This window comes from Pedobacter panaciterrae (genome assembly GCF_013204795.1).
GTDB classification, from domain to species: domain Bacteria; phylum Bacteroidota; class Bacteroidia; order Sphingobacteriales; family Sphingobacteriaceae; genus Pedobacter; species Pedobacter panaciterrae.
This window is the reverse complement of record NZ_JABMKW010000008.1, coordinates 561,485-577,173: the sequence shown is the minus strand read 5'-3', so window position 1 is coordinate 577,173 and position 15,689 is coordinate 561,485. Positions and strand designations below refer to the sequence as shown.

Below are 15,689 nucleotides of genomic sequence, written 5' to 3'. Positions count from 1 at the left end.
TACAGCCCTATTTTTATTTCTTACCTACAATTACCTTGGTAAAGGTGTCTGTGTCTAAGTATTTACCAGCCAGATCTTTCAATTCTTGTGAGGTAATTGTTTTTACTGTTGTGATGTAGTTTTCGTAATAGTTATGATCAAGTCCTGAGAAATAAACATTCTTAAATTTATCTGCATGAGAAAATGCATTTTCTAAACTACCAAGCATAGAACCGAGCATATAATTACGTACAAGGTCTAACTCCTGATCAGCAATCAATTCGGTTTTTAACAAGTTAATTTCTTTTTCGATCTCAATAAGAGCATTGTTGCATACCTCAGCTCCTACTTCGGTTGCAATAAAGAAATATCCGGCATCTCTTAAAGAAACAACAGCCGAGCCTATTCCGTAAGTATAGCCTTTATCTTCGCGGATATTGGCCATTAGCCGTGATCCAAAATAACCTCCTAGCAAACAGTTTAGCACCTGAAATCCAGGAAAATCATGGTGATTTCTGCTAATACTTAAAGCTCCCATTCTAATGGCAGATTGGATGGCTTCTGGCCTTTCAATTAAAAGTTCGCCTTTAGGGCTTGCTTCAAATGTAAATTTATTGATTACAGAGAATTCAGTATTTTCCCACTGTTTTCCAAAAACGTTATTTAGTATCGCGAATTCCTTTTCTTCGAACTTTCCGGCAGCTATTACGGTACAATTCTCTGGTTTAAAAGCAGCTTTAAAATAGTTGATCAGGTCTTCCCTTTTTAGGGCATCGTAATCCTCAGCATCGATATTTGATCCATAAGGTGTATTGCCAAAAATTGAATTTGCAAATTGTCTTCTGGCTAGAAAATCATTTTTTTGAAGATTTACCTGTAGGGATTGTTTTTGATTCTGAACAAAAATAGCCAGTTCCTGCTCAGGGAAAATACTTTCATTTAAGATTGATCTTAAAATAGGCAGTACTGATTGCAGGTGTTTGTTAAGCGTATATAGTTTTACGCTAGACTGATCCGCTCCATATTCAGTTTGTAAAAATGCACCATAATAATCTACTTTATCAGCAATTTCCTTAGCGCTCAACTTAGCAGTACCATTGTTGATCAAATGACTAACTCCTACGGCTTGTAATGGCTTTGATGCATCCCAGTTTACATTTTCGAATATAAACTCTATCCTTACCAGCTCCTGTTTACCTGCATTAATGGTAAAAACAGGTATGCCATTGTCAAGATGTTGGGCTAAAGGCTCTAAAAATTTGATCTCATTAACCTGTAATGATTCCGGGGCTAGTGTACGATTAAGCATCTTTGGCGTTTAAATAATATAAAGTTGAACATTGCTCTTTTACAAAGGTATTTTTAGCGGCTTGAAGAATGCCCTGAGGGGTAACAGCTAAGTACTTATCTATTTCGGTATTGAGTCCATTGGCATCACCCAGCAATTCATAATAGGCAAGATTCATGGCTTTATCTAAAAGACTCATTTCAGCAAAGACCATAATAGATTCAGATTTATTCTTCACCTTGGTGATTTCTTCGTCTGTAACTTCATGCTGTGTTAGTTTTGTTAGTTCAGCCCATATCGAAGCCTCTGCAGCTTCAACGGTTACACCTTGAACAAGCTTTCCTTCAACTACAAATAGACCTTCATCTATACTGCTGGTAACATAAGCATGTATATCACTAAATAATTGTTGCTCTTTTAATAAACTATTGTACAATCTTGACGACTGTCCTTGTGAAAGAATATCAGACATCAGATCGAAACTTTGATACTCAGAATCTTGTCGGGCAGGCATTTTAAAAGCCATGTAAATGGCATTCAATGGAACATCAGCCTTAACTGTTTCCTTGCGTTCCTCGGTTTGTAATGGTTCCTGAGGAAGGTTTCTGTTATATTTATCTCCGGCAGGAATAGGTGCAAACCATTTCTCGGCAAGTGCCTTAACATCTTCAGTTTTAACATTACCACCAACAACCATTATGGCATTTTGGGGGTTATAGTGTTTTTTGAAAAATGCTTTAACATCTTCCATTTTTGCATCTTCAATCTGCTTTAGGTCCTGACCTATAGTTGCCCATTGGTAAGGGTGTTTTTTATAAGCCAGTGGTCTTAACTTTAACCAAACATCGCCATATGGCTGATTCAGATAACGTTGTTTAAACTCTTCGCAAACTACGTTACGCTGTGTTTCCAAACTTTTTTCTGAAAAGGCAAGGCTTAGCATCCTATCACTTTCTAACCAAAAGGCAGTTTCCAGATTTACAGCCGGAAGGGTAATGTAATAGTTAGTAATGTCGTTACTAGTAAAGGCATTATTCTCTCCGCCTACTCTTTGCAAAGGCTCATCATAACTGGGAATATTTACAGAACCACCAAACATCAGGTGTTCAAATAAGTGAGCAAACCCGGTCCTGTCTTGCTCCTCATCGCGAGCACCAACATCGTAAAGGATATTTAATACCGCCATTGGCGTTGTATCATCTTCGTGCACAAGCACTCGAAGTCCGTTGGGTAATGTGAAACGATTAAAGTCTACCATAGATTAAAAATAATTCCGGCAAACTTAGATAAAACTGCGTTAGCATTTGCACACTGATAAAAATATTGCACAGTATTGAAAATATAAGCATCAATTTTATCTAAGTTTGTACTATGAATACTGCCGAATTACTACAAAGGGCCTTACAGTTCGACTTTTTAACGAAAGAAGAGGGTGTTTTCTTATACAATAATGCAGCTACAGCTGAGCTGGCTTATGTTGCCAATGAATTGAGAAAGAAACAAGTACCAAGTGGCAAGGTTACCTGGCAGATAGACAGAAATGTGAATACTACTAATGTGTGTATTGCAAACTGCAAATTCTGTAATTTTTTTAGAAGACCTGGACACGATGAAAGCTATATAACGGATATAGAAACCTATAAAGTAAAGATTGAAGAAACCTTCAGGTTAGGTGGAGATCAGTTGTTATTGCAAGGTGGACATCATCCGGATTTGGGTTTAAAATTTTATGCAGATCTGTTTAAACAATTAAAGGAACTATATCCTGATCTAAAACTTCATGCTTTGGGTCCGCCGGAAATTGCACACGTTGCAAAATTGGAGGGCATTTCTCATACCGAAGTTTTAAAAGCACTTAAAGAAGCTGGCATGGATTCCTTACCTGGTGCTGGTGCAGAAATATTAAATGATCGTGTTAGAAGATTAATTTCAAAAGGGAAGTGCGGTGGACAAGAATGGCTGGATGTTATGCGTGCAGCTCATCAACTTGACATCACTACTTCTGCGACTATGATGTTTGGGCATGTGGAAACCATTGAAGAACGCTTTGAACATTTAGTCTGGATTAGAGAAGTACAAAGCGAGAAACCTGCAGATGCCAAAGGGTTTTTGGCATTTATTCCCTGGCCATTTCAAGATGATGGTACTTTATTAAAACGCTTAAGAGGTATTAGCAATAATGTTTCTGGTGATGAGTATATAAGAATGCTGGCACTAAGCAGAATTATGTTGCCTAATGTTAAAAACATACAGGCATCTTGGTTGACCGTTGGAAAAAGTGTTGCTGAACTATGTTTACATGCCGGCGCAAATGATTTTGGTTCGATTATGATTGAAGAAAACGTGGTTTCGGCAGCGGGAGCTCCACATCGTTTTACTGCAAAGGGAATACAAGATGCGATTAGAGAAGCTGGCTTTGAACCCCAATTACGCGGTCAGCAATATAATTACCGTGATTTGCCAGAACATTTGGAAGAGCAGGTGATTAACTACTAAGGCTCCTTATATAATTAAAAAAGGAAGAGAACTTTCGCCCCCTTCCCTATCTTAAACTTAAACAACTCTTGTATATAAAATAAGTGCGGTTTAAACTATTTAATAAACAAACTTGCGATTGTTAAAACATCGGCTTTAGCCAGAGGCTCATCAAATGACTCAACTGCAGCGGCTTTAGTAACTCCAGTGGCAATACCAGTAATGGTTACACCTGCTTGAGTTTCAAGATCTTCACCTTTATAAACAGGATCTACCTGAGGAACACCAGAATCATTTGCACCACCGCCTGCACCAAGACTGATCCATGGTTTAATGGGAACACCACCGCCAGCTGGAGCGGCACGCATCTGACGGATATGAGAAGCATGACGTGCTTCAACAGAATGGATTTGTAATGCTGTTGTTAGCACCGGCATTCCTTTTAAAACTGTGGCCTGTCCTTTATAAGCCCTTACTCCAGTATCTTCAAATGCCTGGGCAACTGCTAAAAATGTTTTATAATCTGAGTAAACTGTTGGAAAAGTACCCTTTGCTGTAAAATCAAAATCAGAATAAGCCAAGGCTGGTCTTGCAGCACTTCCCAACGCACCTTTAAGCAAATTTACGTGAGCCAATTCGTGATCACGGATAGTAGTGATGGCCCCATGTGCAGGCGTACCTGCCGTTAGCAATCCTGGTGCAGCCAAAAGCGAATGGTTATAAAAATGATACTCCAAGTATTCCAGTGTCAACGCAAAATTTAAAACATCAACAACCGCTGTTGGTGTACTTTGTCCGTAAGCTTTTGTAAACATAGATCCTAACGCCAAAGGCATTGCTGCCAAAGCCACTTTCTTACCCATGTTATAAAAATCCTTCATTGCAGATCTTCTCGGGTTTAATCTCTCATAGATCTCACCATCTACTTTTTCTATTTCTTCTAATATATTTACGATATTCATGTTTTCTAAAGTTTTAGGTTATAGGTTAGTTACAGTAATTTTAGTTTTGATGTACTTTCCTGCAGCTGCAAGAACTACATCGGGCGTTAAGGCTTTATCCAAACCGTTAGCATCTACTTGTGGACTAGAAGCAAAAGTTCCGTTTGAAATCAGATCACGAACATATGCTGCGTGACGTGCTTCAACAGAAACAATCTTTCCTGCGGCAACCAAATAAGCGTCTGTTGTTAAATGTACACCTGCACCATTATAAGCACCAACACCTAAATCTTCAAAAGCCATAGCTGCGCCTAAAACGCTGGTTCTATCTGTGAAATTTATGCTTGAAAAGTCAACTTCTAAACTTCCTATTGCTGCTGTGCCTAAAGCTTTCTTAAAAAACTCTCTGTGTGCAATTTCATGAAATTGAATATCTTGAAAATACTGCTTTTCAGCAGGAGAAAAACCTGATGGCGGATTTGATGCTACCTGAATATAAAAGGCTGCTTCCAGTTGTTCTAAAGCATAAGCGTAATTCAATACACCGAAATCATCTTTAAAATTTAATGTTACTCCACCAGGAACCATAGGATCATTCCTGTCTTTTTTACATCCTGCGGCTACTAATGCTATAGTTGCTGCACCAGCTCCTGCAAATTGCAGGAAGGAACGGCGTTGCAATGGCGCAGTAAAAACACTCCTTTCTGCTGGGAGCAATTCTTGCTTTTCTTGTTCTTGTAAATTTTTCATAGTTTTTTAAGTTTGAGTTTTCTATAATTTATTAGTTTATAAGGGCCAAAAGCCCTTAGTTGATTACGACTTTAGTTGCTGCTTATATGTGCACTTACGAAAGAAAAATGAATTCGGTTTTCGGTGTTTGAAAGAAATATTCTTCAATCGTTCATTTTTTTAATAAATTCACCATATATAAAATCTATTACTGTGCTGAATGCTATTATTGTAGACGATGAAGAGTTTGCCCGTTCCTCATTATATTTTTTATTGCAGGAAAACTGTGAGAATATCCATATATCTGGCATAGCAAAGTCTGTTTCGGAAGCCCGAAACTTACTGGCCCATAATGCCATTGATCTTATTTTTCTGGACATTGCCATGCCGGGAGAAAATGGATTCGATTTAATCCCTCAAATGCAATCCACTAAAACGCATGTTATTTTTACTACTGCTTACGATCAGTATGCATTAAAAGCGATTAAAGCAAATGCATTGGACTATCTACTTAAGCCTATAGATATTGATGAGCTAAAAGAGGCTGTGAATAAAGCATCGAAATATATTGCCTTGAGTAAAACGGAGCATAATCGTAATGAAGGGTTGCAAAATTTAGCTGTCAATCTATCAGAGAGAAACGAAATCCGTAAAATCAGCTTACCTAACGGGCAGGGATATAGCTTGGTAAGTATTGATGATATTGTTCATATTGAAGCAGATAGTAATTATTCTGTTTTCCATCTGGCCAACAAAGATAAAATCACGGTATCGAAAGTCTTAAAGGAGTACGAAGAGATCCTTCCTGCTCATCAGTTTATCAGGGTTCATAAATCGAGTATAGTGAACCTGAATTATTTAAGAGAGTACAATTCTAAAAATGGGTTGGAGCTGATATTAAAAAATGGCGATAAAATTGCTGTTTCCAGAAGACGCGCGAGTGATTTTATGGAAAAGGTTAAATCATATACCAATTTTGACAGTGATAAATAAGATAAAGAATTGGACCATAAGCAGTACAATACTAATTGTTTTATTAATTCTTAGCTTGAATGGCTATTCTCAAAGCACATACCTTCAACATTTTAGCACTAAAGATGGGCTTCCAAGTAATAGCTGCTTTTATACCCTACAGGATTCTAAGGGTTACATTTGGGTAGCCACTGATGCGGGGGTAAGTAGATTTGATGGAAAAGTATTCGAAACCTTCTCTGTTGATGACGGTCTTCCTGACAATCAAATTCTACAGATTAAAGAAGATAGAAGTGGAAAAATATGGTTTCTGGCATTAAATGGGCAGTTAAGCTATTTTTTTAATGGCAAGTTCTTTAATGAAACAAATAACAAACTACTGAAGCTATTAAGATTCAATGCTGTTATTGTTTCTTTTTTTGAAGATAGTAAGGGCAGAATTTGGTTTGGCACAAACAAGAATGTTTTGGTGACCTGGGATGGTAAATCCATCATGAAATATATCTCGGCCAATGGTAACCGGCAATTTATCAATAGTTTTGTGCACGAAGATAAATCAGGAAAGATTTGGATATTCAGCAATCGGTCTGTCAGAACGTTTAATGGTTCAGAATTCACCGTAATTCCTCACAAAACACTCCTGATCAATTATAAGTCTGGATTAAATATGCCAGATAAGACACTGGCTTTTCTCGATAAAAATGGACTTAACATTCAAAATGGAAATGTCCAACATTTTCAATTAAAAATTGATCCATCTTTATTAAACAATGATCCGGGCTTTTTCCATTTAGATGACAACAAAGATGTGTGGATTAGCAATGCCTCTGGAATATATTTTATTGGTCGTTCCGGAAAAATGATTACTTACCTGAGTAACATATCATCAAGTCAGGTAATAAAGGATTCTAAAGGTAATATGTGGTTTACCACTAACAACGGGATTTACATGCTCCCAAAAAGTGAGGAACGGCTTTATATAGTAGATCAAAGTAACGGATTAAGCAGCAACGTTGTAAAAAGCGTTATTAAGGACAACAAAAATCACTTTTGGTTAGGATTAGATGAGGCCGACATTAATATTCTTGATCCTGTTAATCTTGCAGTCAATAAAATTTCAATACCGGATAAAAAGAAATATAACATCATCAAGCAGCTTACTTTAGATACGGCAAATGAAACCATATACTTTGCTTCGGAATATGGACTAGGCCGAATAGCAAATATTTATGAGGGCAATAAAAAAATAGATTATTTAAGGGAAGCTACTAACTCAATGTTTGTAATTAAGAGTTTTAGTGTAGCAAAAGATAAAAGTCTGGCCCTGGCCCTATCGTCTGGTGTGGTTATTTTACCCTACACTGAAGGTAAATTTGAATTTAGCTCTTTATACTTTAAGCAGGGAACAGATTTCTTTAACAATAGAGCTTATTGCGTATTTTTTGATAAAAGCCAAAACCTGTGGTTCTCAAATATCAACGGATTATCAGAATTTTCTAGCGGTTCATTATACAGTTATTATGAAAAGAGCAGCCTTTTAACCCGAAGAATTAATGACATAAAGGAATTGAGCGATGGTACTATAGTACTTGCTACTGATGGATATGGAATTATTTTTATCAAAAACAGAAAAGTGATAAAGATAATTACCCAAAGAGATGGACTTGCAGATAATATTTGTAAAAAGCTATTCATAAAGGGTAATGATGTATGGATAATTACCAATAATGGCATTAACAAGGTTTCATTAAATAATCAAAAGACGCTTGTAGAAACTTTTGAATTTACCAATGCTTTGCTTAAAGATGATGTTAACTCATTGTATATTGATAACAGTTATGCATATTTCGCAACTAACAGCGGCCTAGTCTATTTTTCAATCAATAAGGTTAAAACCATAAATGAGCCCCCTAAAGTATTTATATCATCTATAATTAATAATAAGATGAAGCTTGGGCTAAATGAGACTAGTCATACGCTTGACCCATCTGACAATAACATTTCATTTTATTATAGCGCCATTGATTTTCAAAATAGAAATATTGTTTACCGCTATCGTTTAAAATCTGATGCCAACTGGACCGAGACAAAAAACAGGAGACTTGAGTTTTCTTCGTTAGAACCAGGTGATTACGTTTTTGAAATAAGTGCCAAAACCAATAATAGTGATTGGAGCAGTCCAACCAAGATCAACTTCGTTCTAAGAAGTCATTTTTGGCAAACGCCGTGGTTTCTTATAATCACATTCTTACTTGCAGGCTTTATATTTTATAAAGTAGCGGTTTTTGTAACTAAAAGACGAAAAAACAAAGAACAAGAGCAGCTATTGTTAAAGAATAAAATTTTGATGTTGGAGCAACGGGCTTTACAGGCAATGATGAACCCGCACTTTGTTTTTAATGTAATGAACTCAATACAACATTATATAAACACAAAAGATACCACCTCGGCAAACAAAATATTAACTGGTTTTGCCAGACTGATCAGGAAGAATCTGGAAATTTGTACAAAAAGCTATATAACGCTTGAAGAAGAAATTGAATACCTGGAGCTTTACCTCAGTTTAGAAAAGAAGCGATTTGGAGGCAAATTGAATTATACCATTACGCTAAATAAGGCAATAGATAAAGAAGAAACCTTAATCCCTTCTATGCTGCTTCAACCATATATAGAAAATGCCATATGGCATGGAATAATGCCTAAGGAAGAGGGTGGTAAAATTGACATACATATAGATTTAATAGGGACTGAACATTTGTTGATCCAAATTATTGATGATGGTATAGGTATAGACAATTCTTTGAGAGATAAAAAGGGACATCACGTAAGTAAAGGCATGGATTTAACACGGGAACGTATTAATCTTTTAAATAGGGTTGAAGTAAATCCTATACAAATGGAGATAAAACAAAATGGTAATTCGGGCACATTCGTGTCAATTGCCATTCCCTTAAAGTAGTAAAATACCGTTTACTCAATTTTTCATACCACTTACTAATTAAAAATTAATCATCTTAAAATTTGCATTAAACTTGTTATAGATATTAAAACAAACAGAGTTTGTAAAAAGCGTTCTTATAGAATTGATCAAAGATATTTTACCTAACCTAAAACTATATCTCAATTCAGGTTTCATTTGTGTGTTAAAAAATGGTAAAGTTCATAGCTTTACCATTTTTTTTTGCCTTAATTTTTTTTAAAAAAAATTCGTTGTGGAATTTCTATTTATCTTACTTTTGAGATACAGAAAAACTTTAAAAAACATCGTTCTTTTGATTTAAAAAGATTTTCTGTAAATTTAACTCATAAATAAAAACCTTAGGGAATTATATTTTTTGTAATGAAAACTCCAAAGAAACCAATTAAGAAAAGTCCATTAGTGGATCCAGAAGCTGAGATGGAAGATTCGCAAGACGAAATTACTACGAAGAAAAAGTATGACGATGATGATGACGATTTTGATATGCCATTAGATGATCTGGATACTTTTGATAGTTTTGGTTCGGACGACGACGATGACGACTACTAGTAACTAAAAATATAATAGTTTATGAGCATCCCATTGGGATGCTTTTTATTTTATCCCAATCATCAAGCATGACAATTGTACCTGTATCTGATAAACAAACCAGTAAAGATTTTTTAGAAGTTGCCCGTTTTATTTATCAAAATGATAAAAACTGGATTTGTCCGCTAGACCAGGATATAAATACAATATTTAACCCTGATAAGAATCCTTTCTTTAAACACGGGAAGTGCCAAAGATGGTTGTTAAAAGATAATAAAGGCCAAACAATAGGAAGAGTGGCTGCATTTATAAATGAGAAAAAAGCTTTTCAATACGATCAACCCACCGGGGGCATGGGTTTCTTTGAATGCATAAATGATCAAACCGCAGCTTTTAAACTATTTGACACAGCCAAATTGTGGCTCGAGGAAAATGACATGAAGGCTATGGATGGCCCAATAAACTTTGGTGAAAACGATTCATTCTGGGGATTACTGGTTGAGGGTTTTACTCCACCTTCTTTTGGCATGAATTATAACCACCCCTACTATCATGACTTCTTTAAGGAATACGGATTCACTACTGAATACGAGCAAATAACCAATCACCTTGCTGTAAGAAATCCATTTCCAGAGCGTTTCACAAAAATTGCTAATTGGGTTGCAAACAAACCCGGATATACATTTGAACATTTCTCTAAAAAGAATGCAGAAAAATATGTTCAGGATCTTATGGAGATCTATAATGACGGCTGGGAAGACTTCGAAAACTTTGTGCCAATAAAAAAGGAGACACTACAGGAAAGCTTCAAAATGATGGAAGCTATAATGGATGAAAAACTAATTTGGTTTGCCTACGTGAACGGAGAGCCTGCTTCTTTTGTAGTTATTATACCAGATGCCAACCAGATGATTAAAGGCTTTAATGGTAAGCTTGGAATAATTGAAAAGTTAAAGTTTGTTTATAAGCGCTGGCTAGGTGTAAACAGAATGCGGGCTATTGTAATGGGTACAAAAAAGTCCTATCAAAAACACGGGTTAGAGTCTGCACTTTTTATAAAACTAAAGGAATATGTTTTACCACTTAATCAGTATGATGAACTGGAATTGTCGTGGGTAGGTGATTTTAATGATAAGATGCTATCAATTCACCAAGCAACAGGTGCCACTTTTGGAAAGCGACACCTGACCATGCGTAAAATTTTCTTTTAGAGATTTATTTCTCGCGAATTTCTTCGTAAAGGTCAATAACCTTTTTTTGCAGCTTAATGATTTCTTCTTCTCTTTGAGAAAGTTTGTCTTTTAAGCTGTTGATTTCTTCAAAATTAAGCGATTGAGGATTTTCACCCTCTTTTGAAATAATATCCATAGTAGAAACCTCGAACAGATTCGCTATTTGCGCTAATCTCGATATGTTTATATCAGTGATACCAGTTTCGATTTTTGAAAATGCAGGGATGGAAATATTTAGACGCTTTGCTACTTCACCTTGACTCCAGCCATTTTTTTGGCGTAGCTGTCTAATGTTTTTACCAATGATATTCATGTTTAAAATTTAGGTGTACTATTTGTTGTTTGTTCTTTTTAGGATACTGTATTCAACTCACGTGCCAATTTCGTAAGATCTAGTCCACCAAAATTTCCAGAACTCATTAATAACAAGTTAGTACGGTAAAAATTTATGCTTCGCAAGTAACTTTCCAATAAAGTAAAGTCATTAAAAAACTGCAGTTTATCGTCGTTAAACGCCATTTGTACCTCTTCTTTTGTAAATGGTTGCATTTTCTTATGCACAAATGTTTTTTCATCAATGTAAACAATTGCAACATCTGCATTACACATAGTGTTTGCATATTGAGCAAGAAAATTTTTATTCAAACTGCTAAACGTATGCAACTCTATACAGGCAATTAATTTTCGTGTAGCAAACTGAGTTTTCACCGCTTCGATCGTTGCTTTTAACTTTGACGGCGAATGAGCAAAGTCTTTATATACATTTGTTTCATTCGAGCTATTTAAAAGTTCTAATCTCTTTGCTGCACCAGTAAAGGAAGCTATTGCCTTGTTAAACTCCTCCTCAGAGATACCCAATTGCTTGCATACTAATTTTGCCGCATTAAGATTCATTAAATTATGATCTCCAAATACTTTTAATGCAGTTTCGTCAGGCAGCAGATAAGTTATACCATCTTTTACTTCGTGATCTGGAATTCCATACCCAATCTTTTCAATCGGAGCATTTGAATTTTCGACTATGGTGTTAAGGTCATTGTCTTTATTACAGAAAATTAGTTTCCCATCAGGTTGAATTGTATCTATAAAAAGTTCAAACTGTCTGGTATAATCCTGATAAGTAGGAAATACATTAATATGATCCCACGCAATTCCGCTAATCACCGCAATATTTGCTTTATATAGATGAAACTTTGGCCGGCGATCAATTGGTGAGGCCAAATACTCGTCTCCCTCAATAACAATCAGAGGAGCTGAATCTGTGACCTTGACCATGGTATCAAATCCTGCCAATTGTGCTCCAACCAGATAGTCAAAATCCCTTTTGTAATGGTTCAGAACATGCAATATCATGGAGGTAATTGTTGTTTTACCATGACTTCCACCGATTACCACACGAAGTTTATCTTTTGTTTGCTCATAAATATACTCCGGATAAGAATATATCTTTAAGCCTAATTTCTGCGCTTTTAATAACTCAGGATTATCCACAAGCGCATGCATACCCAGAATAACTGCGTCCAGGTCTTCTGTAATATTATCTTCGCTCCAACCCATAGATTTAGGTAGAATCCCATGCTTTTCCAACCTGCTGCTTGAAGGTTCAAAGATGACATCATCAGAGCCGGTAACCTGATAGCCTTTTTTATGTAAAGCAATGGCAAGATTGTGCATAGCACTGCCACCTATGGCGATAAAATGTATACGCATTTGTTTTATTTTTTAAAGTGGGCAGCTACCCATTCACCAATCTTTTTATGACTAACATAATTGATACCAAACTCTTTGCAAGTTTCGGTTATCATTTCAAGATCGGGAGATTCGTAAAATCCGCTGAAGAAAATGCTTCCGCCTTCTTTTAGTATTTCATCATATCTTGAAATCTGATCAAGAAGGATATTCCTATTTATGTTTGCAAGAATAACATCAAATGAGGTGTTAGGAATCACTTCTTTCCCACCACACAGTGCTGTAATATTTGTGATGTTATTTAGGGCTGAGTTTTCCAGTGTACTTTCATAGCAAACATCATCGTTATCTATTGCAGTTAGCATTTTAGCTCCTCTTTTAGAAGCTAAAATGGCTAATATTCCAGTTCCACATCCCATGTCCAATATGATCTGATCTTCAACATCGGTAGATAAGATATATTGCATCATCATGGTTGTAGTTTGATGATGACCAGTACCAAAAGCCATTTTCGGATCAATCACTATCTCGTATTTATACTGAGGTTGTGGCTGATGAAAAGTAGCCCTGACATAACACTGATCATCAATAATTAATGGTTCAAAATTCTTTTCCCATTCTTCATTCCAGTTTTCTGCTGCGATCTCTGCTAATGTATAGGTATACTTAAGTTCACCTTCGAACTGAGCCATAACTTCTTTTAAAGCCTGCTCATTATAATGGTCAAGCCCTACAAAAGCATCGAACCCATCAGATGTATCCTCAAAAGTATTATAACCTATGTTTGCAAGTTCGTCAATCAATAAATCTTTTTGATATTCCTGAACCTCAGTGAAGCTGAAAGTAACCTGTATATATTGCATTAAGAATTGAAAGTTTTAACGATGTCTACAAAATCTCTTGATTTTAAAGAAGCACCACCAATTAAACCACCATCAATATCATTTTGAGCAAACAATTCTGCCGCATTTTTTGGATTACAGCTACCTCCATAAAGTATGCTGGTATTATCAGCAGTTGCCTGATCATATTTAGCAGCAATTTCTTTACGGATAAAAGCATGAACTTCCTGAGCCTGATCAGACGATGCAGTTAAGCCAGTTCCAATAGCCCATACAGGCTCATATGCGATCACAACTTTAGAGAAATCAGCAGCACTTAAGCCAAAGATTCCATTCTCTAATTGAGATTTTAAAACTTCAAAATAGCTTCCGTTATTTCTCTCTTCAAGCGTTTCACCAATACAGAAAATAGGAGTTAAATCATTTTGTAATACAGCGACTGTTTTTTGCGCTAACAATTGGTCACTTTCGCCAAAATACTGGCGTCTCTCCGAATGGCCAACGATTACATACCCACAGCCTACAGATTTTATCATTTTAGCTGAAATTTCGCCAGTATAGGCACCGCTTTCTTTTTCATGACAGTTTTCTGCACCGATACCTACCACGTCGCCACCAAGCTTGGCTAAGCTGTTTAAATGAATATATGGAGCACAGATAACAGCTAACTGGTCACCTTTTTTTTCATCTTTAACCATATTAACAATTTCTGAAAACAAGGATATGCCTTCAGCATAATCCAAATTCATTTTCCAATTTCCGGCTACTATTTTTTTTCTCATAATCTTTAATTAAAAATGTCTATAGGTCTTTGTATCTTCAAAAACCTGAGTTAAAATGTCTTGTTCTATTTTGTTAAATTCTAAATTCCTGCGCTCGTAAACCTTAGTGGCGGTTTCAAACATTTTGTTTAAGCTGTATACATCAAACCCCTGAGCTCCGCCCCATGCAAAATCTGGTATAAAATTCCTGGGAAAACCTGGGCCAAAAATATTAGCGCTTACACCAGCCACAGTACCTGTATTAAACATGGTATTGATACCGCATTTAGCATGGTCGGCCATAATTAAACCACAAAACTGTAATCCTGTTTCACGAAAGCTTTCTTTTTCATAATCCCATAACCTCACCTCTGCATAGTTATTTTTAAGGTTAGAGTTGTTACTGTCGGCACCAATATTACACCATTGCCCCATAACTGCGTTCCCTAAATATCCTTCATGGCCTTTTGATGAGTAACCCCAAATGACAGCATTATTAATTTCTCCGCCTACCCTGCTATAAGGTCCAATAGTGGTTTGCCCATAAATTTTTGCGCCCATCTTAATTTGAGAATCATTACATAAGGCAAAAGAACCTCTTATATGGCAACCTTCCCACACCTGGGCATTTTTTCCAAGATAAATAGGTCCGTTTAAACTATTGAAGGATGAACATTCCGCTTCGGCGCCCTCTTCTACAAAAATATTATCGCCAATAAATGTATTGGTTGAACTTAATTTTGCGGAAGTCCTCCCTTTGGTAAGTAATGCAAAATCTTTTCTTAGTTCAGTATCATTGTACTTAAAAATATCCTCTGGAACAGCAATCCTGATGAAATTATCAGAATAAGCTATAGTTTGCAGTTTATCCAGGGTATGAGTATCAAAATCGGCAGTATTAATTTTATATGCAATGACAACATCTTGTTTCTTTAAGCACTCGCCATGTTTCAGATTAGATATCGCATTTAACAAGCCTTCATCCGGACATATAGATCCATTGATAAATAATTCGGCACCAGATAATAAAGGATATTTTACTGCAAGGTAAGCTATTGTTAAAAATCCAGATTCGGCATTTAAGTACTTTTCCCATTTTTGGGCAATAGTTAAAATCCCGATACGGAGATCTGCAACTGGCCGTGTGAAAGATAGCGGTCGCAGAGACTTCCACGCACTATCATCAAATAAATTGATTATCATAAGCGACAAAAATAAAAAAAGTCCCGAAGCAACAGCACCGGGACTTTAAAATAATTTTTTATTTTGGTAT

General features: G+C 36.1%; 14 protein-coding genes. 5 read left to right on the top strand and 9 right to left on the bottom strand.

Annotated features, from left to right (window positions below):
* Window positions 1-13: 13 nt before the first annotated feature.
* Both HQN86_RS04740 and HQN86_RS04735 read right to left on the bottom strand, forming a co-directional pair.
* The gene (locus HQN86_RS04740; protein ID WP_172659860.1) at window positions 14-1,288 is read right to left on the bottom strand and encodes a M16 family metallopeptidase; all 1,275 of its coding nucleotides are present in this window, start codon (window positions 1,286-1,288) and stop codon (window positions 14-16) included.
* Window positions 1,281-2,525 (bottom strand): M16 family metallopeptidase, encoded by a 1,245-nt coding sequence (locus HQN86_RS04735; RefSeq protein ID WP_172659859.1) that lies wholly within the window; start codon window positions 2,523-2,525, stop codon window positions 1,281-1,283. The genes HQN86_RS04740 and HQN86_RS04735 overlap by 8 nt, the downstream gene beginning before the upstream one ends.
* A 113-nt stretch (window positions 2,526-2,638) precedes the next feature.
* Here HQN86_RS04735 and mqnC point away from each other — a divergent pair, with 113 nt between their 5' ends.
* On the top strand, window positions 2,639-3,763 hold the full coding sequence (gene mqnC, locus HQN86_RS04730) for a cyclic dehypoxanthinyl futalosine synthase (protein WP_068889664.1): 1,125 nt from the start codon (window positions 2,639-2,641) through the stop codon (window positions 3,761-3,763).
* Between the two features lie 95 nt (window positions 3,764-3,858).
* Here mqnC and HQN86_RS04725 read toward each other — a convergent pair whose 3' ends face one another.
* Together HQN86_RS04725 and HQN86_RS04720 are read right to left on the bottom strand one after the other, a co-directional pair.
* Window positions 3,859-4,704 (bottom strand): ferritin-like domain-containing protein, encoded by an 846-nt coding sequence (locus HQN86_RS04725; RefSeq protein ID WP_172659858.1) that lies wholly within the window; start codon window positions 4,702-4,704, stop codon window positions 3,859-3,861.
* 18 nt (window positions 4,705-4,722) lie between these two features.
* On the bottom strand, window positions 4,723-5,433 hold the full coding sequence (locus HQN86_RS04720; RefSeq protein WP_172659857.1) for a ferritin-like domain-containing protein: 711 nt from the start codon (window positions 5,431-5,433) through the stop codon (window positions 4,723-4,725).
* A 192-nt stretch (window positions 5,434-5,625) separates the two neighbouring features.
* On the opposite strand from HQN86_RS04720, the gene HQN86_RS04715 reads away from it, so the two are divergent.
* From HQN86_RS04715 to HQN86_RS04700, 4 genes are all read left to right on the top strand, one after another.
* The gene (locus HQN86_RS04715; protein WP_172659856.1) at window positions 5,626-6,405 is read left to right on the top strand and encodes a LytR/AlgR family response regulator transcription factor; all 780 of its coding nucleotides are present in this window, start codon (window positions 5,626-5,628) and stop codon (window positions 6,403-6,405) included.
* The gene (locus tag HQN86_RS04710; protein WP_317171665.1) at window positions 6,395-9,343 is read left to right on the top strand and encodes a ligand-binding sensor domain-containing protein; all 2,949 of its coding nucleotides are present in this window, start codon (window positions 6,395-6,397) and stop codon (window positions 9,341-9,343) included. Before HQN86_RS04715 ends, HQN86_RS04710 begins: the two co-directional genes overlap by 11 nt.
* 438 nt (window positions 9,344-9,781) lie before the next feature.
* Window positions 9,782-9,913: a hypothetical protein gene (locus HQN86_RS26960; RefSeq protein WP_255327457.1), complete on the top strand. Its 132-nt coding sequence runs from the start codon at window positions 9,782-9,784 to the stop codon at window positions 9,911-9,913.
* Window positions 9,914-9,981: 68 nt separating this feature from the next.
* A complete protein-coding gene (locus tag HQN86_RS04700; protein WP_172659854.1) occupies window positions 9,982-11,103 on the top strand; it encodes a GNAT family N-acetyltransferase in 1,122 nt (373 codons plus the stop codon).
* Window positions 11,104-11,107: 4 nt separating this feature from the next.
* Here HQN86_RS04700 and HQN86_RS04695 read toward each other — a convergent pair whose 3' ends face one another.
* Genes HQN86_RS04695 through HQN86_RS04675 form a run of 5 tightly spaced genes read right to left on the bottom strand, consistent with a single transcriptional unit; the run spans window position 11,108 to window position 15,619 of the window.
* Complete coding sequence (locus HQN86_RS04695; RefSeq protein ID WP_048906616.1) at window positions 11,108-11,437, bottom strand: helix-turn-helix domain-containing protein; 330 nt, start codon at window positions 11,435-11,437, stop codon at window positions 11,108-11,110.
* 38 nt (window positions 11,438-11,475) lie between these two features.
* A complete protein-coding gene (locus HQN86_RS04690) occupies window positions 11,476-12,834 on the bottom strand; it encodes a UDP-N-acetylmuramate--L-alanine ligase (RefSeq protein ID WP_172659853.1) in 1,359 nt (452 codons plus the stop codon).
* Window positions 12,835-12,839: 5 nt separating this feature from the next.
* Window positions 12,840-13,676: a 50S ribosomal protein L11 methyltransferase gene (gene prmA, locus HQN86_RS04685; protein ID WP_172659852.1), complete on the bottom strand. Its 837-nt coding sequence runs from the start codon at window positions 13,674-13,676 to the stop codon at window positions 12,840-12,842.
* Window positions 13,676-14,437: a triose-phosphate isomerase gene (gene tpiA / locus HQN86_RS04680; protein WP_172659851.1), complete on the bottom strand. Its 762-nt coding sequence runs from the start codon at window positions 14,435-14,437 to the stop codon at window positions 13,676-13,678. The genes prmA and tpiA overlap by 1 nt, the downstream gene beginning before the upstream one ends.
* 9 nt (window positions 14,438-14,446) lie before the next feature.
* On the bottom strand, window positions 14,447-15,619 hold the full coding sequence (locus tag HQN86_RS04675; RefSeq protein WP_172659850.1) for a GlmU family protein: 1,173 nt from the start codon (window positions 15,617-15,619) through the stop codon (window positions 14,447-14,449).
* Between the last annotated feature and the right edge of the window lie 70 nt (window positions 15,620-15,689).

Excerpts from the sequence above, each read along its gene's own strand:
- HQN86_RS04695 (WP_048906616.1), bottom strand. The coding sequence starts at position 11,437 with ATGAATATCATTGGTAAAAACATTAGACAGCTACGCCAAAAAAATGGC.
- HQN86_RS04725 (WP_172659858.1), bottom strand. The coding sequence starts at position 4,704 with ATGAATATCGTAAATATATTAGAAGAAATAGAAAAAGTAGATGGTGAG.
- HQN86_RS26960 (WP_255327457.1), top strand. The coding sequence starts at position 9,782 with ATGGAAGATTCGCAAGACGAAATTACTACGAAGAAAAAGTATGACGAT.
- HQN86_RS04675 (WP_172659850.1), bottom strand. The coding sequence starts at position 15,619 with ATGATAATCAATTTATTTGATGATAGTGCGTGGAAGTCTCTGCGACCG.
- tpiA (WP_172659851.1), bottom strand. The coding sequence starts at position 14,437 with ATGAGAAAAAAAATAGTAGCCGGAAATTGGAAAATGAATTTGGATTAT.
- HQN86_RS04720 (WP_172659857.1), bottom strand. The coding sequence starts at position 5,433 with ATGAAAAATTTACAAGAACAAGAAAAGCAAGAATTGCTCCCAGCAGAA.
- HQN86_RS04700 (WP_172659854.1), top strand. The coding sequence starts at position 9,982 with ATGACAATTGTACCTGTATCTGATAAACAAACCAGTAAAGATTTTTTA.
- HQN86_RS04735 (WP_172659859.1), bottom strand. The coding sequence starts at position 2,525 with ATGGTAGACTTTAATCGTTTCACATTACCCAACGGACTTCGAGTGCTT.
- HQN86_RS04690 (WP_172659853.1), bottom strand. The coding sequence starts at position 12,834 with ATGCGTATACATTTTATCGCCATAGGTGGCAGTGCTATGCACAATCTT.
- mqnC (WP_068889664.1), top strand. The coding sequence starts at position 2,639 with ATGAATACTGCCGAATTACTACAAAGGGCCTTACAGTTCGACTTTTTA.
- prmA (WP_172659852.1), bottom strand. The coding sequence starts at position 13,676 with ATGCAATATATACAGGTTACTTTCAGCTTCACTGAGGTTCAGGAATAT.
- HQN86_RS04740 (WP_172659860.1), bottom strand. The coding sequence starts at position 1,288 with ATGCTTAATCGTACACTAGCCCCGGAATCATTACAGGTTAATGAGATC.